A 23,546-nucleotide genomic window follows, 5' to 3' on the forward strand; every position below is an offset into this window, starting at 1 on the left:
GCAAAACGTTAACTTAATCCCGGGCCAACAGGCTTTTCTGCCCTCAAATGTGCCCTCAAATGGAGGTTCGCGTGGGAGCTAACGTCGCCCTACACCCCCTGGATCAGGGCTTTGCTAACGATCTGTTTGCACTCACTAACAGTAATCGAAATTTCCTGCGCGAATGGTTGCCTTGGCTGGATGAGGTGTTAACGGTCGACGACACAAGACACTTCATTGAAACCGCTGAAAAAATGGCCGCCACCGGTGAGGCCCATACCTTTGCCATTATTCATTTGGGGAGGGTTTGTGGCGTCACCGGGTTCAATAATATCAACCAGCCCCATCACACAGGATCCATCGGGTACTGGCTCGCGCAGGCCCACACAGGTCAGGGCATCGCGACAAGTGCTGTCAGGCAACTCCTCAATATCGGTTTCACAGAATATGCACTCAACCGGATCGAGATCCGCAGTGCGCTGAACAACAGGCGAAGTCGAGCCCTGCCGGAACGATTGGGTTTTGTGTACGAAGGAACGCTCAGACAAGCCGAATGGCTTTACGACCGGTTCGTAGATCAGGCGCTCTACGCGTTACTCGAATCCGACTATCGGCCATAAATTCGGCCGCCGACAATGGCCACACACGGCGTCTTTGCGCACTGGCCCGTGTCCGGGCCTTATGCAGCAAAAGATCCGCTGGTACTCTTTACCGCCTAACTTACCACCTGACGAGTTACAGTCTGACAAGATCGCCTTTATGCGATCTCTGCTCAATACCGCTCTTCCGTTGATTCAGGCCTCCATGGCGGGGGCTCAAGATGGGCGTTTCCCGGCCTCCGCCTGCGCTGCGGTTCTTGCAGGGTTCTGGCCGGCGGTGGCGAGTCTTCATTACCGCTTGCCGGAAACGCCATGGCTGGCCAGCAACCGGGCTACACATACTGCCCTGGCCACAGTATTTCCTGGGCGCCCCGCAGGGGGGATGGTCAACCATCGGAGGCATGCGTTAGGCTACTTTCCGGACACCGTGCCTGCCTTTCCGCTGACTGGCAGAAGGGCTCTAACGGCTGATAGGCGCGGGGTTCATGCCGCCTCTCAACCTGATGGGCGGCCATCGGCTACGCTATGGCCCAATTTAACCTTGCGGGCAACTTGGCAACCGTCAGAATCGACATCCTGTTTACTGCCTTGCTTGGCAGTGTGAATCTTTCCCGGCGGCTTGCCGGGCCGCAGTGGGAGCAACCACCATGCAACGCATCGAGATTTCCAAAACCTTTCCGTTTTCCGTGGACAAGCTGTTCAACTTTCTCAGCGTGCACGAAAATCTGGAACTGATTTTCGCCCCGGCCAAGATCAAACGTATTAAAGACGGGCAGGACAGCCCCAACGGGGTGGGCTCTACCCGCAAAATGCAGATTCTGATCGCACCACCGTTCGAAGAAACGGTCACCAAGGTGGTTCCTAACGAGTGTATCGAGTACAGCATCACCAAGGGCAGCCCGCTGAAACACCATAGGGGTGTCATGCGTTTTTCGGAAACAGCCAATGGTGGCAGCCAGCTGGACTACACCATCGAATTTGAAAGCAAAGTTCCGCTGCTCGGCCCCATCATCAAAGTCGGCCTGGCACAGGCTATCGGTCGCGGTCTGAACAAACTAAAACTGTAATGGCTCGCGCAGGGTGGGTTTACCCAACGCCTCTCTGAGAGCCTAAAAAAGCGTAATCCGACAGTGAGTGGTCGGGTTACGCCATCGCGGCTAAGCCGGCCCACGGAGTGTTGCTTCCTGTGGTGCCTCCCGTCCCCACCCGTCAATCCGTTACTTTTAACCCAAAAAGCCGCCCTATTTGTTAGCTCTTCCCTTCCGACAATAACGATTGTAGCTCCGCCCGACCTTTCGCATTGGTTTCCACCAACATCTCCATATCCGCGCGATGTTCAATCTGTTCCAGTAACAGGTGCTCGTCCAACTCTCGGAAACTGCGCACTAAGTCAATGGCCGTGGACTCCGGTACCCCTAGCTGCATTAGCGTCAGGCGCGCGCTCAGCAGGGCGGATTCAAAGCTTTCTCGAATCACTTGTTCCACCCCCAGAGCATGCAGCTTGTAAGCGTGATAGCGGTCACGGGCACGAGCCACGATGGTCACATTGGGAAAATGGTCGCGCACTAGCTCGGCGGCTTTCAAAGAAGCGTCCACATCATCCACAGCCAGCACCAGCACCTTGGCCTGTCCCAGCCCGGCGTTGTGCAGCAGATCAAGCCGGGTCACATCACCGAAGTACACCTCATTACCGTAACGACGCAGCAAATCGATTTCGTCAGGGTCCGAATCCAGCGCAGTGAAGGGGATCTGGCGCCCCACCAGAATCCGGGCAGTAATCTGCCCGAAGCGACCGAGCCCAGCAATCACCACCTGGGGCTGGTGGTTGGGCATAGCTTCTTCTTCCAGATCCTTGCGCGGAGCCTTGCCATCCGTTTTAGGCCACAAGAGCGTCACCAGTTTCAGCAACAACGGGGTACAGGCCATGGACAACGCCACCACCAGATTCAGCTGCCCGGCCACGGCGCTGTCGAGTAAATTCAACGTCTGGGCCTGAGTCAGCAGCACAAAGGCAAACTCACCACCCTGGCTAAGCAGAATGCCGAACATGACGGTACTGCGCCATTGCGCTCCACGCAGTCGGCTAATGACCACCAGCACCAGCCCCTTTAAACCCAGCAACAAAACCAAAAACAACGCGATGTTGCCGGAATGGTCCAGCAGCAGACGCAAATCCATGGTCATGCCGATGGCCAGGAAAAACAGCCCGAGCAGCAGCCCCTTGAATGGCTGGATATCGGTTTCCAGCTGCTCCCGATACGGCGAATTGGCCAGCAGTACACCCGCCACAAAAGCCCCCAGCCCCATGGACAGCCCCAAGTATTCCATTAACGCCGCGGAACCCAACACCAACATCAGCGCACTGGCGGTCATCAGCTCCCGGTTACGCAGCTTGGCCTGCCAGCCGAGCCACGGGTTCAACGCATACTTGCCCGCTAATACCATCGCCGCCAGCGCAACGAGGCCTGCCAACAACTGGGGGCTATCTTCCCCCGCCTGAGCCCCGGCCAGTAACGGCAACAGTAGCAGAATCGGGATCACAGCCAGATCCTGAAATAACAGAATGGAAAAGGCTGATCGCCCCTGAGAGGTGCCCAGCTGGTTGGTTTCCACCAACATCTGCACGACAAACGCCGTGGAGGACAACGCTAGGGTGGCTCCGATCGCCATGCTTTGATGGCTATTGAAGCCCAGCAAATAAAAACCGCCGGTTAATAGCAAGGCACTGAACACCATTTGGCTAGCCCCCAGCCCCACCAGCCGTCGGCGCTGCGCCCATAGTTGCTGCGGGGCCAGCTCCAGCCCCACCAAAAACAGCATTAACACCACCCCCAGCTCGGCAAAGTGCAGTACATCGTTACCGCCACTGACCAGCCCAAACCCCAACGGCCCCACGGCAATACCCGCCGCCAAATAACCCAGAATGCTGCCCAGCCCCAGCCGTTGGAACAATGGCAACAACACCAGTGTCGCCCCCAGCAACACCAGCGCCTGTGAGAAAAATCCGTCCACACCGATCTCCTTTTTGTCTTGGCTAATGCTAGCGGATTTCGTTTATTCACGTTGTTAAAAACATACAGCGTATTTTTTGCACCATAATTGCCCAAGGAGTAGCAAACCCTTAGTATGCGCGCTCTTTTTCTGCCCTGGATTAGTGCGCACCATGAGTAAGCAAAGCGATCAGCTCCGCCAGCAACTGGTGGGAGGCGTGTTACGGCAGCTGCATCTGGAAGCCATGAGCGAGCGCTTTAACCCCCGTGTGGTGCTAGCGCCTTTCTGCTATTCCATCTTCCCCTGGCGGAGGCCGCGTCCCCGCGCAATGTGCTGTGCGGCCATCTGATCGGCGCACTGTGTGGCTGGACATCTTTATGGGTATGCGGGCTGCAGGATGCGCCAGCCGCCTTCATTACCGGAGTAGAATGGCCCCGGGTGGTGGCGGCAGGGCTGTCATTGGGCATGGCCAGTGCATTGATGATCCTGTTTCGGGTGGCTCACCCCCCGGCCGGCGCCACCGCACTGATAGTGTCGCTGGGGCTAATGCATGAGCTGCAACAACTGCCGGTGTTGCTTAGCGCCGTGGCATTACTGGTTGGTCAGGCTTTCGTGATCAACCGGCTTGCCGGCATTCCTTACCCATTGTGGAAAACCCCTCAACCGGACACCTAGTACCCCGCGCCCCGACACAATGAGAATGATTCCCTTTTATGCTAGGCTGCGCGACATTGTCAGCCCGGTTGGATTCTGCATGCGCGCATTTCTGGTTCTACTTCACCGCTGGTTCGGTCTTTTCATTGCCGTTTTCCTGATTATTGCCGGCTTGACCGGAGCCGTGATTTCTTGGGATCACGAATTGGATGAATGGCTCAACCCGCATCTTTTTACAAGCCAGAGCCAAGGCGAGCCACTGCCCATGCTGGAACTGGTCCGTCATGTGGAAAACGCGGACCCGCGAGTCCGGGCCAGCTTCTTTGCCCTGGAAGCAGAGCCGGGCCATAACGCCGAAATCTGGGTGGATGCCAAAGTAAACCCGGACACCGGGCGGCGCTACGAACTGGGTTACGACCATGCCTTCGTAGATCCGGTTACTGGCGAAATCGTCGGCAAACGCGAATGGGGGAAAATCTCCCTGCACCCGGAACACCTGATGTCGTTTCTGTACAAGCTGCACTTCACCCTGCACCTGCCGGAATGGAACGGCATCAACCGCTGGGGCATCTGGTTGATGGGTGCCGCCGCCATGGTCTGGTTATTCGACACGTTTATCGCCATGGCGCTGACTCTGCCGCGCAAACGCCGCACCCAGAAACCGGCGGGCAAGAGCTGGCTGCAACGCTGGAAACCCGCCTGGATGATTCGCCGCGGCGCGGGCGCCTACAAACTGAATTTCGACCTGCACCGGGCCGTCGGCCTGTGGACCTTCGGTTTACTGTTGATGCTAGCCTTCACCTCATTCTCCTTAAACCTGTACCGGGAAATCTTTTACCCGGTCATGTCCATAGTATCCGAAACTACCCCCGGGCCGTTTGAAACGCGCACGCCCACCGCATTACATGATCCCGTAGAACCCCAGGTTAGCTGGCCTGCATTGTTCCAAAAGGCTCGAACGCACGCGGACAATCGCGGCTGGGACGAGCCCATTGGTGACACCTTCTACAGCGATAATTTTGCGGTCTTCGGGGTGCGCTTCTACTACCCGGGGGAAGACCACGATAGCGGCGGGATGAATGTGAAGAGTCTCTATTACGATGGCCACAGTGCGGCTCTGATTGGTGAAGAAGAGCCCTGGGAAGGCACCGTCGCGGATGTCTTCAGCCAACTACAGTTCCCCCTGCATTCTGGTCGCATCGTCGGTCTGCCTGGGCGCATTATCGTCTCGATCATGGGCATTGCGGTCGCCATGCTCTCCATCACCGGGCTGGTAATCTGGTGGAAGAAAAGAAAGGCGAGGGTAGCGAGCAAACGTCGTAAACAGCCGTAAATAGACAGCAGCGAGGGCGGCGACAACCGTGTCTTGAGCGTTGCGGCAGGCGTGTCACTCCAGAGGCCGGACAGCCGCTTTTACGTTGCTGCCGAGGGTTCCACTCACTCCCGCGCTGCGGTTCGCTCCTGGGGAGGAGCGCCCACGAAAAATAGGGGTCTGTTCACCCAAACAAAAACCCCCGCGTTTGCGGGGGTTGTGTTTACCACTTGAGGGGAGCGGCCGAGGATCCCGGAGTCGCAGCCTGGCCCGCGGGTGACGCCGACGAACGTTGGGCCTGCTTGTCCGGGCGTACCCGGTCACCTACTTGCAAAGTGCTCGCTTCACCTTCCACTCGAGCAATGCCGTAGTCGGTGCGTACATCGCTCACCTTAAGGGTGGCCAAGGCTTCGCCTTCCAGCTTGATGGTCATACCGGTATCCGGGTCTTTCATTTCCCCGGCAGGGCGATACACCTTCATGATGCTGCCTTTTTCCAAACGCCCTTGCCCCTGGCTGAGAAATACCGCCTCACCATCAACTTTAATTACCTGCACCGGATAAAGCACGTCAGTGGCATCACCGGCGATGGCGCGGGCAATTTCCGGGTAGATCTGGTTGGCCAGGCGCTCCGGATGATTGCGGTCGTCGATGTTGAACTGGCGGGCAATCTCACGGATCACCGCTTCTGACTTGTCCCACTCATAAAGATCACTCCACAGAATTTCCGTGGTAGTGGTGTCGATAAGGCGATAGCGGACCCGCACATAAGGGGCGTAACCACCCATCTTGGCGCCGTAGAACGCTTGCGCGCTGTCGCCAATCTGGAAGTCTTCGATGGTGCCCACCAACAGCAGGTCCGCGCCCTTGCGCTGACCCAGCCGTGCCATTTCTTCCGGGGCGATGCTGCCTTGGGCCACCACGCCCAACTCTTCATCAATATCCGCAAGGTAGGTCCGGTCCAGCACCCGGTAGCGACCGGACTGGGAAAACGCCATTGTCAGGTTATCCTGAAGCTGATGCTGCACCTGGCTGGCCGACACCTTGATATCACCGAGATCATAGCTGCTTTTGGCGCTATCAAAGGTGGCTATGGCAATGCCAGGCAAGTGAGAGCGATCGGGCCCGATAGACTTGGGCCGCAGAATCTCCGCTTGGACCTGCGCCTGCCAGATGCCGTCATTTACCTGTTTCACTGCCTGGACCTGGTAGGTTTTTATGTTACCCAGCGTGGGCAACTGCGGCTCCGGCACCGACGTCTCTTTGCCCTGCCAAGTAGACACATCTCCCTTTTGGTTGATCACCCATTCATACACATTTGTGCGGAAATCAGGATCCACCGCCAGGGTCACACCACCTCCCTGACGCACAGCCGCGACCAGGGCATTGGTCATGGCTTGCTCCGGGTTATCGCCATACCCCCGCGCTGACACGGAAACGGTTTCGGTCATCGCATAGCTGAAAGACGAACACAGCAGCAGGATAAGAAAAAAGGGAGAGAAAAGACGTTTGATCATGAAGATCTCCTTGCCAGTAGCGGCAACCGCTCCACCACTTATATCACGAATAAGGCCGACGTGAACCGGGAACAGAGCGTATCAATCACGCCGTCCGCGCGCACCCCCGATAACGGAAGCAGGCTTCCCTGCCTCCAACCACCTCGGTAAACCCCGGCGCCGGTTGCCGTAGTCATTTGCCACCGCAAATACCGTCGCTTTACAGGCCGAACAGGCTTTTGGATTTGGTCTTGCGGATTTCTTTCTCGTTGGCCCACTCGATGATGCCGGTCTGGATGTTGAGCAACTTCAGGGTGAACTTGTAGTACACATCTTTGGTGCTGCCATCACGCTTCACGATAGAGGAGAAATTACCGTACATCATGAACTCAGCGCCGATTTGACGGCCCATGGCCGCGGCAGTGCTCTGATCCACCAGGCCGGAGTCGCTCTGGTAATCCAACTGTTCGCGTACACGATTAACCACCGTCATGTCAGCAAAACGGAATTTACCGGAATTGATCAGCTTGGACTGGATGGTATCTGTGATGGATTCCGTGTCCACGTGCTCGGTGGTCTTGTTCTTGATGCGATCGACAAAGACCACCGGACGACGGCTCTGGGTCATCTGCACGATGGGTGGGAACACCAGCATGTCATCCACCATCTTGCTGGCAATCATCTGAAGGTCAGTGGAACCGAAATCGGTATTCACGGTTTCACGGCCCTGGGCATCGCCATAATCCACAGTGGAACAACCCGATAGCGCCAGTGCAGCGCCGAGCATCATCATTGAAAATAAACGTACCATTCTTATTTCTCCTTATTCCTTGTTACGTCAGCTGGGCTGACCGTTATTCCTGCACCCAGATTTCGAAGCGCACGGCAGACGGGTTGGGGGCCACCCCCTGCACACTGTTCTGGCTGCGACCGGCCATCACCACCTGCCGCCAAGGCTGGGCTTCTGGCTCCAGTTCGAAACCGTCGGCATCAAACCATTTGAACTTGTATTGGAAATCGAGCTGGAATTTCCAGTCATTCTCCAGCACCGCCTGAACCTGTAGCAGATCACCGGCGCGTTTCTGCCGCAGGTCTTCCACGGAAATCCGGCTGGACAGCAAACTGTTGCTGGAATACACCTTGGTGACGACCTCACCATTTTCGGTGACTTCCATCTGGCCTCTATTGTTGGCGGAACATGCCGCCAGCATCAACGCGACCAGTATCGCTAATATCGGGCGTAAGAATGTCATAAGGCTCCCTCCTGAACGGGTAACACGCGAGTAATCAACTGACCGGGAACGGCCACTGCATGAATCACGGTGAGGCCACGGCGTACCACCGGAACCGTCAGCGTTCTGTTGCCTGCCGTAGTACTGAGCACCAGTGTGTGCTCGCCCTGGGGCAGGTGAAACCGGGTGGCCTGAGCATAGGCTGGCAACATTAACCAACTACGCAGGTCGGCCTGCTCACTGACCAGATTATAGATCTGGGTACTCAATGAGCCTAACAGACCAAAGTTATCATTGGCCTGTTTTTGCATATTGTATTTGGCCGTGGCCCGCAGGGTCTGGCGCACCAGCATGCCGGGCATGCGCTCTTTCAGATCCTTCGCCGCCAAACCGCCCACGTCCGCCAGCACCACCGTTTCACCCAGCGGCTGGCTGGCGTTGTCGAGCACTCGCAGGCTATCCGGGCGTGGCTTGCTACTGATGGCGTAGGTGGGGAACGCTACGGAAAACACGCCATGGACGGTGGGAATCGGCAGCGAAAACGCTTCCCGGGGCTGCACAAAGCCCTGCTCGTAGAGCACTGCCACCATGCCCTCATCGCTGCCGCGCCGAGCCCCTGGGTTCGACACCCGCTCCACGTCTTGCTTGATCATATCGATGCCGGGATGGATCTCCAGCGCTTTCTTGTAATCGACCAAGGCATCGTTGTATTCACCATGCGCTTCCCAGAACAAGGCAGACAGATAGAAGGTCCAGGCATTCTGGAAGCTGGCTTTAACGTCACCGGCTACCGCATCGATACCCTCGAAGTAGCCATCCAACTGGGACACGTCCACTTCGTTCTTTTCCGCCTCTTCCTCGGCCTTAGCGATTTCCTTTTCTCGTTTGCTGGCCGACACCCGCTGCTCCAGTGCCGCCGCCCGCAATTCCACAGCGGTGCCGGTGACGTCGTTTTCTGCCCAATAATTCATGGCCTGATAGGCACGGGTGAAAATGCGTTCGTAATCCGGCGCCACATAGGGGCGGGCGTTATCGTTGGTGAGCAGAGAGGTGCCGCTGGCGGCCAGCGAAGACACCTGGATTTTCGCGCTGGCGTCTTCAGCATCGTACTTGGACACCGCATCGGCAAAGGCATTACGGCTGGCCTCCCCCTCGCCATTGAGCTGCGCGACCCGGCCTAGCTCCTGAAGATACAGCACGCCATCGCCCCTGGCCGTGGCTTGCTCCAACTTTTGTGTGGCCCCCGCACTGGCAGCCTCATTCCCCAATGAGGCTTTCCATTTTTGTGCCTGGCTGGGGTAGGACACGAACAGAGAGTTCGTGGCACACCCACTTAGCGTTGCCAGCAACGCCACCGACAGGCACCCCTTCCTGAAGAAATTCATGATCTTAGTGTACGCCCCAAGAAAAAAGCCGAAGCAGGCAAGTTAGCCTGACTCCGGCTTTTTGTCGAGCAGTTCACATATCGCCGGCACAATATGCCGACGCATGTATGCCGCAAGCTTTATACCCTAGAACAGCACCCGGGTACGGATGGTGCCGTCGATAGTGCGTAGCTTTTCCAGCGCCAGTTGGCTGTAGCCCTTATCCACATCAATGACCACATAACCAATCTCTTCGTTGGTTTGCAGGTACTGGCCACAGATGTTGATGCCATTTTCAGAGAAAACCGTGTTGATCTGGGTCAGCACCCCGGGCACGTTCTTGTGGGTGTGAAGCAGGCGGTGCATATCTGGATGCGGGGGCAGAGCCACTTCCGGAAAATTCACCGCACCCAAGGTAGCGCCGTTGTCGGAATAACGGATCAGCTTTTCGGACACTTCCGTACCGATGTTGACCTGGGCTTCCTTGGTAGACCCACCAATGTGCGGGGTCAGGATCACGTTATCGAATTCGCGCAGCGGGCTGATGAACTCGTCATCGTTACCTTTCGGCTCTTCCGGGAACACATCGATGGCCGCGCCCAACAGATGGCCGTCTTTCAGGGCCGCCGCCAGTGCGTCGATGTCGACCACTTTACCGCGCGCATAGTTGATCAGGTAGCCCTTGGGCTTGATCGCACGGATCTGCTCTTCCTGAATCATCCAGCGGGTATCAGCGGTGTCCGGCACGTGCAAGCTCACCACATCAGACTGAGCCAGCAGATCGCTGAGAGTAGCCACCTGTGCGGCGTTACCCAGCGGTAGTTTAGGCACCACGTCGTAGAACTTTACTCTCATGCCCATGGATTCCGCCAGCACGCTCACTTGCGCGCCAATGTTACCGTAACCCACGATACCCAGGGTCTTGCCACGGATCTCGTAACTGTCCTTGGCAGACTTCAGCCAGCCGCCACGGTGGGCAGCCGCACTCTTTGCCGGAATGCCGCGCATCATGTTGATGGTGTGAGCAATCACTAACTCCGCCACCGAGCGGGTGTTGGAGTAAGGCGCGTTGAAAACCGGGATACCACGCTTCAGGGCCGCCTTCAGGTCTACCTGGTTAGTGCCGATACAGAAGCACCCAACGCCAATCAGTTTTTCCGCTGCCTGAAACACCTCTTCGGTGAGCTGGGTACGGGAGCGGATGCCAACAAAATGGGCATCCTTGATTTTGGCAGTCAGGTCATCCCCGGTGAGCGCGGTGGGCAGCAGCTCCACATTGGAGTAACCATTCGCTTTCAGGTTCTCCACGGCGTTTTCGTGGATGCCCTCGAGCAGGAGAACGCGGATCTTATCCTTCTCAAGAGAAGTATCGGCCATGATTCTGTCTCGGTAGCCTGTGAAATGGGCGCGTATGTTAACATAGCGCGCTCAAATTGAGAGCAACCCACGCTGTACTTCTGCTCAAGTCAGCGTGAACCCGTTTCAGCCCCCCGGTTAAACCCGTTCAGGAGACCCGTTGATGACTGCCCTTGCCCATGCTGCCTTAGAGCAACTAACTGATTTGCTTGGCAATCGCTGCCTCACCGACCAGGAAAGCGCCGAACGTTACGGGGTCGACTGGACCAAGGTATGGGCGCCGACCCCCTGTGCCGTGGCACTGCCGGAAACCACCGAGGAAGTGCAACAGATCGTCGAAATCGCCAACGAGCATGGTTTGCACCTGGTGCCATCCGGGGGGCGCACCGGCCTGTCCGCTGGCGCAGTCGCCGCCAACAATGAGCTGGTCGTGGCCTTTGATCGTATGAATACAATCCTCGATTTCAATGAATTCGACCGCGCCGTCACCGTGCAGCCCGGCGTCATTACCCAGCAGCTGCAGGAATTCGCCGAACAGAAATGTCTGTTCTATCCGGTGGATTTTGCCTCCGCCGGCTCCAGCCAGATCGGCGGCAACATCGGAACCAACGCCGGTGGCATCAAGGTGATTCGCTACGGCATGACCCGCGATTGGATCACCGGCCTGAAAGTGGTCACCGGCAAGGGTGAACTACTGGACCTGAACAAGGGCCTGATCAAGAACGCCACCGGCTATGACTTCCGCCACCTGTTTATCGGCTCTGAAGGCACCCTGGGCTTTGTGGTAGAAGCCACAGTAAAACTGGCCCGCGAGCCCAAAGACCTGACCGCCCTGGTACTGGGCGCGCCAGGCTTCCGGGAAGTAATGAAAATCCTCCATGCCTTCCAGCAGGACATCGACCTCACCGCCTTCGAGTTCTTCTCCGACAAGGCCATGGCCCACGTGCTGGAACACGGTGTCGCCAAGCCTTTCGATACCGAATGCCCGTTCTACTGCCTGCTGGAATTCGAGCAGTTGTCTGAGCAAATCGGCGATCAGGCCATGGCCATTTTTGAACGCTGTGTGGAAGAGGGCTGGGTACTGGACGGCGTCATGAGCCAATCGCTACAGCAGCTGGATCAACTGTGGCAGCTGCGCGAACGCATCTCCGAGTCCATCGCCCCGCACACCCCCTACAAGAACGACATCTCCGTTACCGTCTCCAAAGTGCCGGACTTTGTCGAAGACATAGACACCGTGGTGCAAGACGCCTACCCGGATTTCGAAATTGTCTGGTTCGGCCACATCGGCGACGGCAACATGCACCTGAACATCCTCAAACCAGCAGCCCTGGCCAAGGAAGACTTCTTCGCCAAGTGCAACAACGTCTCCAAGTGGGTGTTCGAGATCGTGCAAAAATACAACGGCTCCATTTCCGCCGAACACGGCGTGGGCATGACCAAGAAACCCTATCTGGAATACTCCCGCAGCCCGGAAGAAATCGCCTGCATGAAAGCGGTGAAGCAGGTATTCGACCCCAATAATGTGATGAACCCGGGAAAATTGTTCGATGTTTGATGAGATCAACGAAGTCCAGGTAGACCCGGACGGTTACCAACATCGCTGGATCGACGGCTCTGCCATGAACATGCCCGTGGGCAAAGTGGTTTGTGTGGGCCGCAACTATGCGGACCACGCCAAAGAGCTGGGCAATGACGTACCGGAATCCCCGCTTTTATTTATGAAACCCGCCACCGCATTGACCAGCCTGCACGAACCGCTGGTGTTGCCCGAAGGGCAGGGGCCAGTGCACCACGAAGTGGAAATGGTCGTGCTGATCGGCAAACGCATCCGCAAGGAAACCCGCCTGGACCACGTGCGCTTCAGCGTTGCCGCCTATGGCATCGGCCTGGATCTGACCCTGCGCGAAGTGCAGAACCAACTGAAAGAAAAAGGACACCCCTGGGAGCGCGCCAAAGCCTTCGACGGCGCCGCCCCGGTATCCGGCTTTATCGATGCCCGCGGCATCTCCGTGCGCCAGGATCTGAATCTTTCTTTAGAAATTAATGAAAAAATTCGTCAAGACGGCAGCACCGCGGACATGCTATTCCCCACCTTTGAATTACTGTCAGAAATCAGCCAGACCTTTACTCTGGAACCCGGTGACGTAGTCTTCACCGGCACCCCCGCCGGCGTCGGCCCGCTGAACAGCGGCGACAAGTTCACGGCAAGGCTGGGCAACATCATTCAGGTCTTCGGCTCCGTCGCCTGATCGCCAACCCGGCTCTCACTGCCACGACAGTGGGAGCGGTCGTTCGACCGCGAATCTCCCCCCCCACAACTCAAGCCCCCAAGGCCATCCGGTATCATTTCCAGATTAACTATAGGCTTTAACCTATATAACCTAAAACCTATTCAAGGATGAAGGATCAACAATGTGGCACTGTAATCCCACAGGAATTGGGCCAGCAGGCCTGCTCCCAGATATCCTTGAGCCAAATATCCCGCTTTACTGGATCATATTGTGAGCCGATTATTCGGTATATTCGGCTCACAGGCCAGTTCGCGCCTCCAGCTCCAGCGGCGCTGCCCACCGGTAATCACAGCCAAATAACGGGGGCCAATCATGATTGGCATTACCTCTGTCATATCCATCACGCCGGCTAACGCTTACACCCGCACTTATGCCCCGGGCCGCTTTGTGCCAAGCTGCAAGTCGAGCTAGCGGTAACGGAGAGCCCCATGAAGAAACTGAAAAACGAGAAAGAGCTGGTCAAGAAAGCCATACAGATAGGGGTCGCCTACGCAGAGAAGCGCGGCGTGGTAGAATTTGAAGCAACCGATTCCGCGTCCGAAAAACTGCTTTATATTTATCGCCTGCTGGTCCATGACAAGATCATCCAGCCGTTGCCAGAGGACCAGGTGTCACAGCCAGCGATTCAACACAAGCTTGCTATCTGGGCCTCCAAGCAACAGTAACGGAACGATAACGACGTGCTATGACCTCCGGGCCTTACGCGCAGTAAGCACTTCGTCCAGCAGAATAATCCCGAGCATGGCAGCAGCAGACAGCGGGAAGGCAAGAGCCACAAGCAGCATGATCAAGCCCACGGCCCGAGCCGGGGCGGTTTCTGCCTTGGGTGGGGCGCGGCGGGTCTGGCGTTTCCACCACAACAGGGCGCCGGTAATAATCAGCGCCATGATCAGGCACACCAACAACACATTGAGAAACCAGTTCCACAGGCCCAAATCCCCCTGGTGTAAGGGAATTGACGCAGCCATGGCCTTGCCCATAACAGGGTAGTCCGCAAAGCGGATGTCCTGCAGCACCTGACCATTGTGTTGGTCCAGATGCACAATGCGTTCGCCAGCGGGGTTATCGATATCACCGGCAATGGTGGTAGCGGACACCGTCCACACGCCGCTATCACCTTGCGGGAAGTGCACCCGAAAATGCCCCAAACCGAGGTCACCGGCCAAAGCCACCACCTCATCCAACTGCAGGGTGTTATCCCCAGAGGTGGACTCAGGCATGGGAGTTTGCTCCACCGCCCAAGGCACACGATGCAGGCCTTGTTCGTTCATGGAGGCATGGTCCGTCACCGTCTGGATGTCCTGCGGTGCCTGGATTTCCTGCTGGACTTTATAGGTAGTGCCGGGAAGCGAGCCCCAGGGCTGTACGATCTTGCCACCCCAGATATTGGTCCAGGCCAAACCCGAGATCAGAAAAAACAGCAGCGGCACCGCAATCAGCCAACCCAAACTCAGGTGCCCGCGGCGCCAGCATTCCCGTTGGCCTGCTTTTTTGGCCGTCGCCTGAGGGCGCTCGCCGCCCTTGGGCCACGCCAGATACAAGCCAGAGACGATCATCAATACCGCCAGGCCAGCGGCAATCTCTATAAATGCATCCCCCAGCGAGCCCATAAAAAGCGAGCCATGGAATGTTTTGATACGAGAATACAGGCTCCCCGCCGGATCCTGGTCACCCAAGACTTCACCGGTGTATTGATTCAAATACACCAATGTCGATGGAGCATGGTGACCACCATGGCCCGCGTGAGAATGGGGCTGCAGGGAAAACCGTGCGGATTGATCTTGTTCCTCCGGTGGCAAATACAATTTCACCGATGCGTGTGGATAGCGCTGCTCGACGGCCTCCAGAAGCACCGTCGCAGGCAACGGCTGATCGACCGCTTTGACCGTCAACAACGATTCGTTCAAAACACTATCCAGAGGTTTGCTCAACAACATGAGCAAACCACTGAACGCCAGCAGGAACAGGAAAGGAATGACCAGCACGCCAATCATAAAATGCCAGCGCCATACCGCCGCATAGAAACGGCGGGTCGCTGACGGCGAAGGTGATGTGCGGGTCATCTCAAACACTCTTTAATTTAAAAATCGAAACGGACGCCAGCATAAACTGAGCGCGGCTCACCGGCCTGAATGCGAACCGGGTTAATGGTCTCGTCGTTACTGACGCTGACATTGGTGACATAGACTTCATCAGTGAGGTTGCGACCTTCAAGATAGACTTCCCAGCTATCGCGGGTAACGCCGGTGCGCAAGCCCAGCAGCTCATAACCTTCCACATCCTTGTTATTGGCGAAGTCACCGTAGCGATCGTCGACAATGTCAAAAGTGGGACCGGCAAAGAAACCATTGCCATGGCGATACATGACTTCGCCCTTGATAAAAAAGGTTGGCGCCACCGGCAGTTGGTTATCGCCGTACTCCGGGTCGTTGTCGAAGGTGAAATCGTTGTAGGTCATGCTTAGCAGCGGCTCAATACGCTGGCCGTCATTACCCAACGCAAAGCTGGCGCCGATCAGGGCTTCTACCCCGGCGTGAATGGTATCCTCCACATTCAGGGCCAGGCTGGTGCCTGATGCCGACGGGTTATTCATGGACAGGATTTCATTTTCAATCTGGGCATAGTAAACCGACACTTCCCAGTTCCATTCGCTGGCTTGCCCCAGAGGCGCTACACCACGGGTACCGATTTCTCCTACCACACCCTGCATTGCGTCCAGGGTTTCATCGCTGGCGTCAACGTCATCTTCCAATTCGTATAAGGTGGGCGCCTCGTAAAGCTTGCTGACATTGGCAAACAACTCACTGCGCGCTGCCACCTGATAAATCAAACCTGCACGCGGGTTGATGGATTCATAGTCATCTTTGGGATTGCGCTCCACGCCTGAAGCAACCGCCACATTATCCACTTCGCGGGTGCCGGTAACCGCCTGAGCGCCGTAAACCAGCGTCCAGCGATCGGCAAAATGCCAACGATCCATGGCGAACACTTCCAGGTTATCCGCCTTATTATCCACTCGCACATCAGGAGCACCACGAGTACCGCCAGAATGAGAGTAGTTACCGCCTTTCACCCGGGTTTCGCCATAGTTAAGGCCGAACAGTAAGTCGTGATTACCCAGCTGCTTGTCATAGCGAATGTTGGTGCCAAAGGTGGTCTGGTCATTATCGATAAGCAGGCTGAAGCCTGGAGAGGCGCCCCCGACAATAGGGTGGTAGAGGTGTTGATCCTCGAAGGAAAAACCTACCACCAGGCGGCTGGTGTCATCCAGCTGCCACTGGGTACGGTTGGCGACACGCCAGCTTTCCACGTTTTTGAGGAAGTTGCCGGGGATGTTATTCGGGTTGGCCTGATAGGGATCATCATCAAACTGGGCCTGTGTCAGCGAGCCAGGAAGCTCCTGATCATTATCCACATAGGTGAAGTAAAACCGGTTCTCCACCACTTCATTGATCTGCCAACCGGTGTTGGCATAAACGCTACTACGCTGTTGTTCCTGATGACCGCGAAAACCGTCATAGCTGCGCTGCTCCACGGTGACCAGGCCATCCACATCCCCCTCAACGCCGCCTGCAGTAATTCGGCTTTGCACCGTGCCGTGGCTACCGCCACTCAGGTAAATCTGATTGTCGGTGTTACGCGCAGTGGGGCTGATGAAGTTAATCGCACCACCCAGGGTGCTGGCCCCGTAGGTTAGCGCATTTGCGCCACGGGCAATCACCGCATAACGGGCCGCCAGCGGGTCGATAAAGCTGTTGTGGTTGTTGCCATCGGCTGCGGTCACCGGCAATCCGTCGACCATCAATTTAACGCCATTACCATCGTAGGCAACCGCATCTAGATTCGAGCCGCGGCTGGAAATAAAGGTGTCGTCGCCGGTGGAGCCGGTGCCTGTCCACATCCCTGGCACATAGCGCAACATATCGCCGATACTGACCACATTGCGCTCGGTCAGGTCTTCCGCTTCCAGTAGCGTCACCCCACCCGGCGTGAGGGCCTGCTCGCGCTCAAGATCGACTTTGGTTTGTGCTGCCGAATCAGGACGAACTTGTACCGTCACAGCATCCAGAACATACGCATCCTGGCCATCGGCAAACGTCACTAGTGGCAGGAAGACGCCCAGACAGGCAATAAAAAGCTGGCGTGCGGTGAGAAACATGGCGTACTCCCCCAATGAACCGTCTCCGGTTCATGATTGACTTTAATGCGCAGTGCATCGGCGGGGGATTCTATGGGACCGGCCGCACCACAAACATGCGGCATTTTGTCGCAGGTCGGTGAATGCCGAAGGCAAAGGGGGAGGCGCGCCCTTCTATACCAACTGTCAGGCGATGGGTCAGGCTGCCTCTATTTCCTTTTCCAATGTGTCAATCTGGGCAAGTAAAGCACGGTTGTCATGGTCCCAAGGGTGAAAGGATGGGCGAAAATAATCCAGCCAAGGAGCCGCCAGTTTGCGCAAGACGCCGATCCCGCCAAACGTATACTGGAACAACTTGCCCCAACCCTTGATGTTGGTCAGTTGTTTTTCGTGAAAGATAACTCGAAGGTAGAAAGGAATGGCTATCGACCAGAAAATCACAGACGCGGCCAACAACCCTCCAGTGCGCAAGACATAAGCGTAAGGGCCTTTCCCCATCACACCCACCCAAACATCATAGGCCACAGCCTTATGCTCGGTTTCTTCCAGGGCATGCCAGAGCCACAAGCGCGAATAGCGCACATCCGCCTCTTCCAGAATGCGCGGCTCGGTGAGCAGTGCATCAGCAAGAATGGCGGTAAAGTGTTCAAGCGCAATAGTTGCAGACAGTTGCCAACTTTTCGGTAGTCTCTGTACTTGTTTGAGTAGCCGCGCCACAAAGTTTTCCATACTTCGCGTTGCGGGAATACGCTCGAATAAAGCACCGTTATATTCGTCATGCTCACGGCCATGCATGGCTTCTTGGCCAATAAAAGTAGACACCGCTTTTTTCAATTCACTATCGCTAACCGTATCACGGTAGTGGCGCACGCTATCAATGAAGAAACGCTCCCCTACAGGGAAAAATATCGATAGCGTATTCATGAATTGAGAAAGGTGGATGCTGTCCTTGTTCCAAGTGGCGATCTTTTCCGGGTCGAGATTGAAACGCAGATTGCGCAAGGTGGGCATATAGATCGTACCGGGTTCTGTCCGGTTCGCGTCGGATGCGGTCATGATGAAACGTCCTCCAGTCGGGTCGTCAGTACGCTGACGACGTTGGTATACATCTGTACACATTCAGCAATGTAGACAGGTGTATACCTCATGTCAACCAAGGCTCGCCTATAAGCGCTTGGAATCCTTCCCGAAAACTCCGTAACCTATAGACATGAATGACAAGAATGAACCGAGGCAAGACAATAAGATGGGGGGCGGCCGGGATCGATTAATCCAGGCAGCCTTAATATTGGCGTCCACTACGCGAAGCCTGGCATCGCTAGGGTTACGGGAGATCGCTCGCGTTGCCGGGCTGAATCCCAACACCTTCTACCGTCATTTTGAAAATTTTGATGACTTTGCCCTGACCATGATTCACCAGCTTGGCGCGGGACTCCGAACCTCGGTGCGTGATTGCTGGCGCGTTCCCATGCGCGAAATTCCGCAAAGCCAAACGGCGGACCTGGGCACAACAGTGAAACGCGCACAGCAGGCCGTCCGCGCGTCCGTTGAGCTGACGCTGGATCATTTTTCTGCCAATAAAAATGCTTATATAACCGGCATCCGTGAAATACACGGCTCCTCGCCACTGTTACGCAAAGCCACTCAGGAACTGGTCAATAGCATCGCCAGTGATTTAGCCAGCGATCCCACTTTCGACCTGACACTACCGATTACGGATAAAAAAGTGATCCCTGAAATTGCCCTCACGGTTACCCGGCAAATGACGTTTATCGGCCTTGAGTACCTGGAAGAGCCCGAGCGGCGCGAGGAGCTCAAGGAACAGGCTGAGCGGTTTATCCTGTTGCTGGGATGGGGAGCACTGGCGATGCAAAAAGATGATGAAGGGAAAATATAAAGGCACACCCCGACTAGCCGCCCACCAAGACGCCGCCCCTCAAAAACTGGATAATGGCCCACGCCCGCCATTCCTTAACCCGGTAGCCGCCCCATGGAAATCAACGTCAACTTCCTCGATAACCTTCGCCTGGAAGCCAAGTTCGACGACTTTACCGTCATCACCGACCAGCCCATCCGCTACAAGGGCGATGGCTCGGCACCCAGTCCGTTTGATTATTTCCTGGCATCATCGGCCATGTGCGCGGCCTATTTCGTGAAGGTGTACTGCAAGGCGCGGGATATTCCCACCGACAATATCCGCCTGTCGCAAAACAACATCGTTGACCCGGAAGACCGCTATAACCAGATCTTCAAGATTCAGGTGGAGCTACCGGAGGATATTTCCGACAAGGACCGCCAGGGGATACTTCGCTCGATTGATCGCTGCACGGTGAAGAAGGTGGTCCAGACCGGGCCGGATTTCCAGATCGAGCAGGTGGACAGCCTCACCGAAGACGCCCAGGCCCTGCTGATGGTGGAACCGGACGAGGCCCACCGTACCTTTATTGAAGGCAAAGACCTGCCGCTGGAGCAGACCATCGCCAACATGACCGCGATCCTCGCGGAATTGGGGATGAAGATCGAAATCGCCTCCTGGCGTAACATCGTTCCCCATGTTTGGTCGCTGCACGTGCGTGACGCTGCTTCCCCCTTGTGTTTTACCAACGGCAAGGGCGCTACCAAGGAAGCCGCCCTATGTTCGGCGCTGGGCGAATTCATCGAACGGCTTAACTGCAATTTCTTCTACAATGACCAGTTCTTTGGCGAAGAAATTGCCAACAGCGATTTTGTTCATTACCCCAACGAACAGTGGTTCAAGCCCGGCCCCAACGACGCGCTGCCCGAAGGTATCCTGGATGACTACTGTTTGGGCATCTATAACCCGGAAGGGGAGCTGGGTGGCTCCAACCTGATTGATACCAACTCCGGCCGAGCCGACCGGGGCATCTGCTCATTACCGTTCGTTCGCCAGTCCGACGGCGAGACCGTGTATTTCCCCTCCAATCTCATTGAAAACCTGTTCCTGAGTAACGGCATGAGTGCCGGTAATACTTTGGCCGAAGCCAAGGTGCAATGCCTGTCGGAAATTTTTGAACGGGCGGTGAAGAAGCACATCATTGAAGAAGAGATTGCCCTGCCGGATGTGCCCCAAGAAGTATTGGCCAAGTATCCCGGCATTGTTGAAGGTATCACCGCCCTGGAGGAACAAGGGTTTCCGGTGTTGGTGAAAGACGCCTCTCTAGGCGGGCAATTCCCGGTTATGTGCGTAACGCTGATGAACCCGCGCACCGGCGGGGTTTTTGCCTCCTTTGGTGCCCACCCAAGCTTCGAAGTCGCACTGGAACGCAGCCTTACCGAGCTGCTGCAAGGTCGCAGCTTCGAAGGCCTCAACGATTTGCCACCGCCCACGTTTAATAGCCAGGAAGTCTGCGAGCCCAACAATTTCGTGGAACACTTCATTGATTCCAGCGGAGTCGTGAGCTGGCGTTTCTTTAGTGCCCAGGCCGATGAATCTTTTTGCGAATGGGATTTCTCTGGCACTACAGAAGAAGAAAGCGCGCGCCTGTTTGGCATTCTCGAAAGCCTGGAGAAAGAAGCCTACGTGGCTGTTTACGAAGAGCTAGGCGCACCGGTGTGCCGCATTTTGGTGCCTGATTTTTCCGAGGTGTACCCGGTGGAAGATCTGGTATGGGACAACACCAACATGGCGCTGGATTACCGCGAGGACATTCTCAATTTGCACCGCCTCAGCGATGAGCAGCTGAGCCAGCTGGTGGAACGGCTGGAAGAAAGCCAGATTGATAACTACACCGACATTATCACCCTGATCGGTATCGAGTTCGATGAGAACACCGTATGGGGCCAGCTCACTATTCTGGAATTGAAGCTGCTGATCTATCTGGCATTACAGCGCCATGAAGATGCGCTGGAGCTGGTGGACATGTTTATCCAGTTCAACGACAACACCGTGGAACGCGGCCTGTTCTACCGAGCTGTTAATGCGGTACTGGAAATTACCCTGGACGAAGAGTTGTCACTGGATGACTACCGCACAAACCTGGGGCGCATGTACGGTGAAGATACCCTGGAAACCGTCATTGGCGCTGTTGAAGGCAGCCTCCGTTTCCCCGGCCTGACCCCCACCAATATGCAACTGGAAGGGCTGGAAAAACACCAACGCCTAATCGAAAGCTATAAAAAGTTGCACGCAGCACGGGCAAAATAAGACTTGAAACAAACCAGATCAACGCGGAGAAAATATCATGAGCACAATAGCAAAACGGTTTTGGTCGGTGTTGTTACTGCTGGTGTCTGGTTTTGCGCTGGCCGATACAGCGGCAATGGCAACCTATCTCTCTGCCAAACCGTTACGAATGGAGATACGTTATTGTGAGTGCGCGGTCACTGCATCCGATGGTCGCTCAACACGTCCCTTGCCTTCATTCATGGCTTCAGCTGACGCCCTGAATGTTGCTGTGGATATTGAGGATAAAGGGTTCATTGCCTCTGAACCGTTCACTCTGGGCTACGCCATACAGCCCGATCTTGAGCAGCCTGAACAATTCCGCTTCCAATTCGTTGGTGACTACAGCACTAGCCAACGAGGGCATAGCACCGCACAGGCCACATTGCTTCTGGTAAAGAATCAGTGGGTAACTCTTTTCGGTTCAAGGGCAGGGAATACCGAAACAGGGGTTGCCGTGCGGCTAACCGACACGACTGGGCCATAGCCTTGCCTAACGCATCAGTGCGTCAGGCGTTAGCCACCTTAATAACCACTTTCCCCCGGCAGCGGCCGGAACGGCTGCGGTTATAGGCCGCTTCGCTCTCTGCCAACGTAAAAACGCTATCAATAACCGGCGTCAAAGAACCCGCTTCCACCATGGCCTTTAGTGTTTCCAGATCACGCCGATATGATTCGACCACCACTGTGCCGGCTTTTTTGCCCAACAGCCGGTAGAGCGGGGTGGCCAACATGGACTTGCCATCGCCACCAGTGGAAATGAAGTAGCCTTTCTTGCCCAACAGCGCGGCACACGTTAGCGGCGTTTCATAAGATGTCACATCGAATACCAGATCGAACTCACCCGCCGAAGGGCGGTAATCCCCCTGGGTGTAATCAATCACCGCATCCGCCCCTAACTCACGAACAAAATCGGTGTTCCGACCACTGCACACACCGGTAACATGCAGGCCCAGGTTTTTCGCTATTTGAACGGCGAAACTACCCACTCCACCAGACGCGCCGATAATCAATACCTTTTTCCCCGCTTCCGCTTTCCCTTTACGCAACCCTTGCAGCGCGGTGAGGGCGGCCAGAGGCATGGCGGCGGCTTGAGTAAATGACAGGTTCTCCGGTTTTTTTGCAATGCGACGCTGGTCAATCAGGGTCAGCTCCGCCAGCGATGCGGTACGCAGGCGCATATCCATTCCATAAACCGCATCACCGATCTCGAAGTCACTAACATTACGGCCCGTGTCCACCACGATGCCCGCCAGGTCATCACCAAACAGGGGCTTTAGTTGTTTAACCATCACCGGGCTCGCTGCCACCGCCAAATTGTAGTTCAGCTTCCAATCTTTGGGGTTAACCGACGCTGCATGGACAGCCACCAGCACGTCATCCGCTTTTAATCGTCCCGGAGCCGCTGTTTTGATCAGAGAGAGGGTGGGCTTGAGGCCCCAGCCGGTGGTAGCGATGGCTTTCATGGTTTAGCTCCGTAGGCATTAATGCGGACCCAAGCTTAACAAAGGGCAGGGGCAGGGGAGCAATCCTATAACGCCAAAGGGATAAGGAGTTTGTGTCAATGAGCGCCCTTGCTATCCGCCTCCCTCACTGAAAATCAGCGACTTACTACAGAGCCCAGTGCTCTTATTCGACATAAAGACCCGAACTTTATTATGCGGCACGCCCAATAAATTCTTTACACCGTAACAGGGAAGGATACAGCCCTATATTTTCGTATAGCTTCACTAGGAATAATCGCTCTACTAGCCGGCTTAGCCGCTAACCGGATAGCAAACTCCAATCAACAGCCCAACCAGTGGCCCGCCACGAAAAAGCCCCACTTAATTTTCATGCGTTCCGGCTTTGAAGACTGGCTCTGCGGTACCACGCGCGTGAAGAGTTCGGCAGCGTGAGTTAAACACAGCCCTCAACCCTAAAGATGCAATCTCGAGATATCAGATCTA

21 protein-coding genes are annotated in these 23,546 nt (G+C 55.9%); 11 read left to right on the plus strand and 10 right to left on the minus strand.

Annotation, left to right across the window (positions count from 1 at the left end; translation table 11 throughout):
* Window positions 1–59 precede the first annotated feature (59 nt).
* Both ABNH10_RS01375 and ABNH10_RS01380 read left to right on the plus strand, forming a co-directional pair.
* Window positions 60–599, plus strand: a complete 540-nt coding sequence (locus ABNH10_RS01375) for a GNAT family N-acetyltransferase (RefSeq protein ID WP_349384413.1) — start codon at window positions 60–62, stop codon at window positions 597–599.
* A 626-nt stretch (window positions 600–1,225) separates the two neighbouring features.
* Window positions 1,226–1,645 (plus strand): SRPBCC family protein, encoded by a 420-nt coding sequence (locus tag ABNH10_RS01380; RefSeq protein WP_349384414.1) that lies wholly within the window; start codon window positions 1,226–1,228, stop codon window positions 1,643–1,645.
* 181 nt (window positions 1,646–1,826) lie between these two features.
* On the opposite strand, the gene ABNH10_RS01385 is transcribed toward ABNH10_RS01380, so the two are convergent.
* On the minus strand, window positions 1,827–3,590 hold the full coding sequence (locus ABNH10_RS01385; protein ID WP_349384415.1) for a monovalent cation:proton antiporter-2 (CPA2) family protein: 1,764 nt from the start codon (window positions 3,588–3,590) through the stop codon (window positions 1,827–1,829).
* A 151-nt stretch (window positions 3,591–3,741) separates the two neighbouring features.
* On the opposite strand from ABNH10_RS01385, the gene ABNH10_RS01390 reads away from it, so the two are divergent.
* The 3 genes from ABNH10_RS01390 to ABNH10_RS01400 all read left to right on the plus strand — a co-directional run bounded on the left by ABNH10_RS01390 (window position 3,742) and on the right by ABNH10_RS01400 (window position 5,556).
* Window positions 3,742–3,918, plus strand: a complete 177-nt coding sequence (locus ABNH10_RS01390; protein WP_349384416.1) for a hypothetical protein — start codon at window positions 3,742–3,744, stop codon at window positions 3,916–3,918.
* Window positions 3,873–4,244, plus strand: a complete 372-nt coding sequence (locus tag ABNH10_RS01395; RefSeq protein WP_349384678.1) for an HPP family protein — start codon at window positions 3,873–3,875, stop codon at window positions 4,242–4,244. Before ABNH10_RS01390 ends, ABNH10_RS01395 begins: the two co-directional genes overlap by 46 nt.
* Before the next feature lie 79 nt (window positions 4,245–4,323).
* Complete coding sequence (locus ABNH10_RS01400; RefSeq protein WP_349384417.1) at window positions 4,324–5,556, plus strand: PepSY-associated TM helix domain-containing protein; 1,233 nt, start codon at window positions 4,324–4,326, stop codon at window positions 5,554–5,556.
* A gap of 202 nt (window positions 5,557–5,758) precedes the next feature.
* On the opposite strand, the gene ABNH10_RS01405 is transcribed toward ABNH10_RS01400, so the two are convergent.
* The 5 genes from ABNH10_RS01405 to serA all read right to left on the minus strand — a co-directional run bounded on the left by ABNH10_RS01405 (window position 5,759) and on the right by serA (window position 11,003).
* Window positions 5,759–7,051 (minus strand): CsgG/HfaB family protein, encoded by a 1,293-nt coding sequence (locus ABNH10_RS01405; protein WP_349384418.1) that lies wholly within the window; start codon window positions 7,049–7,051, stop codon window positions 5,759–5,761.
* Window positions 7,052–7,250: 199 nt separating this feature from the next.
* The gene (lpoB, locus tag ABNH10_RS01410; protein WP_349384419.1) at window positions 7,251–7,841 is read right to left on the minus strand and encodes a penicillin-binding protein activator LpoB; all 591 of its coding nucleotides are present in this window, start codon (window positions 7,839–7,841) and stop codon (window positions 7,251–7,253) included.
* A gap of 43 nt (window positions 7,842–7,884) precedes the next feature.
* Window positions 7,885–8,283 (minus strand): YcfL family putative periplasmic lipoprotein, encoded by a 399-nt coding sequence (locus ABNH10_RS01415; protein ID WP_349384420.1) that lies wholly within the window; start codon window positions 8,281–8,283, stop codon window positions 7,885–7,887.
* A complete protein-coding gene (locus ABNH10_RS01420) occupies window positions 8,280–9,647 on the minus strand; it encodes a COG3014 family protein (protein WP_349384421.1) in 1,368 nt (455 codons plus the stop codon). Before ABNH10_RS01420 ends, ABNH10_RS01415 begins: the two co-directional genes overlap by 4 nt.
* A 126-nt stretch (window positions 9,648–9,773) precedes the next feature.
* Window positions 9,774–11,003 (minus strand): phosphoglycerate dehydrogenase, encoded by a 1,230-nt coding sequence (gene serA / locus ABNH10_RS01425; RefSeq protein ID WP_349384422.1) that lies wholly within the window; start codon window positions 11,001–11,003, stop codon window positions 9,774–9,776.
* 142 nt (window positions 11,004–11,145) lie between these two features.
* Here serA and ABNH10_RS01430 point away from each other — a divergent pair, with 142 nt between their 5' ends.
* From ABNH10_RS01430 to ABNH10_RS01440, 3 genes are all read left to right on the plus strand, one after another.
* Complete coding sequence (locus ABNH10_RS01430) at window positions 11,146–12,540, plus strand: D-2-hydroxyglutarate dehydrogenase (RefSeq protein WP_349384423.1); 1,395 nt, start codon at window positions 11,146–11,148, stop codon at window positions 12,538–12,540.
* Window positions 12,533–13,234, plus strand: coding sequence for a fumarylacetoacetate hydrolase family protein (locus ABNH10_RS01435; RefSeq protein ID WP_349384424.1), 702 nt, complete (start codon window positions 12,533–12,535; stop codon window positions 13,232–13,234). The genes ABNH10_RS01430 and ABNH10_RS01435 overlap by 8 nt, the downstream gene beginning before the upstream one ends.
* Window positions 13,235–13,704: 470 nt before the next feature.
* A complete protein-coding gene (locus ABNH10_RS01440; RefSeq protein ID WP_349384425.1) occupies window positions 13,705–13,941 on the plus strand; it encodes a DUF5062 family protein in 237 nt (78 codons plus the stop codon).
* Window positions 13,942–13,959: 18 nt separating this feature from the next.
* Here ABNH10_RS01440 and ABNH10_RS01445 read toward each other — a convergent pair whose 3' ends face one another.
* The 3 genes from ABNH10_RS01445 to ABNH10_RS01455 all read right to left on the minus strand — a co-directional run bounded on the left by ABNH10_RS01445 (window position 13,960) and on the right by ABNH10_RS01455 (window position 18,470).
* Window positions 13,960–15,339 (minus strand): PepSY-associated TM helix domain-containing protein, encoded by a 1,380-nt coding sequence (locus tag ABNH10_RS01445; protein WP_349384426.1) that lies wholly within the window; start codon window positions 15,337–15,339, stop codon window positions 13,960–13,962.
* A 17-nt stretch (window positions 15,340–15,356) separates the two neighbouring features.
* The gene (locus tag ABNH10_RS01450) at window positions 15,357–17,435 is read right to left on the minus strand and encodes a TonB-dependent receptor family protein (RefSeq protein WP_349384427.1); all 2,079 of its coding nucleotides are present in this window, start codon (window positions 17,433–17,435) and stop codon (window positions 15,357–15,359) included.
* A gap of 177 nt (window positions 17,436–17,612) precedes the next feature.
* On the minus strand, window positions 17,613–18,470 hold the full coding sequence (locus tag ABNH10_RS01455) for a metal-dependent hydrolase (RefSeq protein ID WP_349384428.1): 858 nt from the start codon (window positions 18,468–18,470) through the stop codon (window positions 17,613–17,615).
* 190 nt (window positions 18,471–18,660) lie between these two features.
* On the opposite strand from ABNH10_RS01455, the gene ABNH10_RS01460 reads away from it, so the two are divergent.
* From ABNH10_RS01460 to ABNH10_RS01470, 3 genes are all read left to right on the plus strand, one after another.
* A complete protein-coding gene (locus ABNH10_RS01460; RefSeq protein WP_349384429.1) occupies window positions 18,661–19,311 on the plus strand; it encodes a TetR/AcrR family transcriptional regulator in 651 nt (216 codons plus the stop codon).
* A 93-nt stretch (window positions 19,312–19,404) separates the two neighbouring features.
* Window positions 19,405–21,579, plus strand: coding sequence for an OsmC domain/YcaO domain-containing protein (locus ABNH10_RS01465; protein ID WP_035460098.1), 2,175 nt, complete (start codon window positions 19,405–19,407; stop codon window positions 21,577–21,579).
* 37 nt (window positions 21,580–21,616) lie between these two features.
* A complete protein-coding gene (locus ABNH10_RS01470) occupies window positions 21,617–22,084 on the plus strand; it encodes a hypothetical protein (protein ID WP_035459640.1) in 468 nt (155 codons plus the stop codon).
* Window positions 22,085–22,106: 22 nt separating this feature from the next.
* Here ABNH10_RS01470 and ABNH10_RS01475 read toward each other — a convergent pair whose 3' ends face one another.
* Window positions 22,107–23,063, minus strand: coding sequence for an NAD(P)-dependent alcohol dehydrogenase (locus ABNH10_RS01475; protein WP_035459643.1), 957 nt, complete (start codon window positions 23,061–23,063; stop codon window positions 22,107–22,109).
* Window positions 23,064–23,546 lie beyond the last annotated feature (483 nt).

Origin of the sequence: Alcanivorax sp. (genome assembly GCF_040119285.1) — a bacterium.
Classification (GTDB): Bacteria; Pseudomonadota; Gammaproteobacteria; order Pseudomonadales; family Alcanivoracaceae; genus Alcanivorax.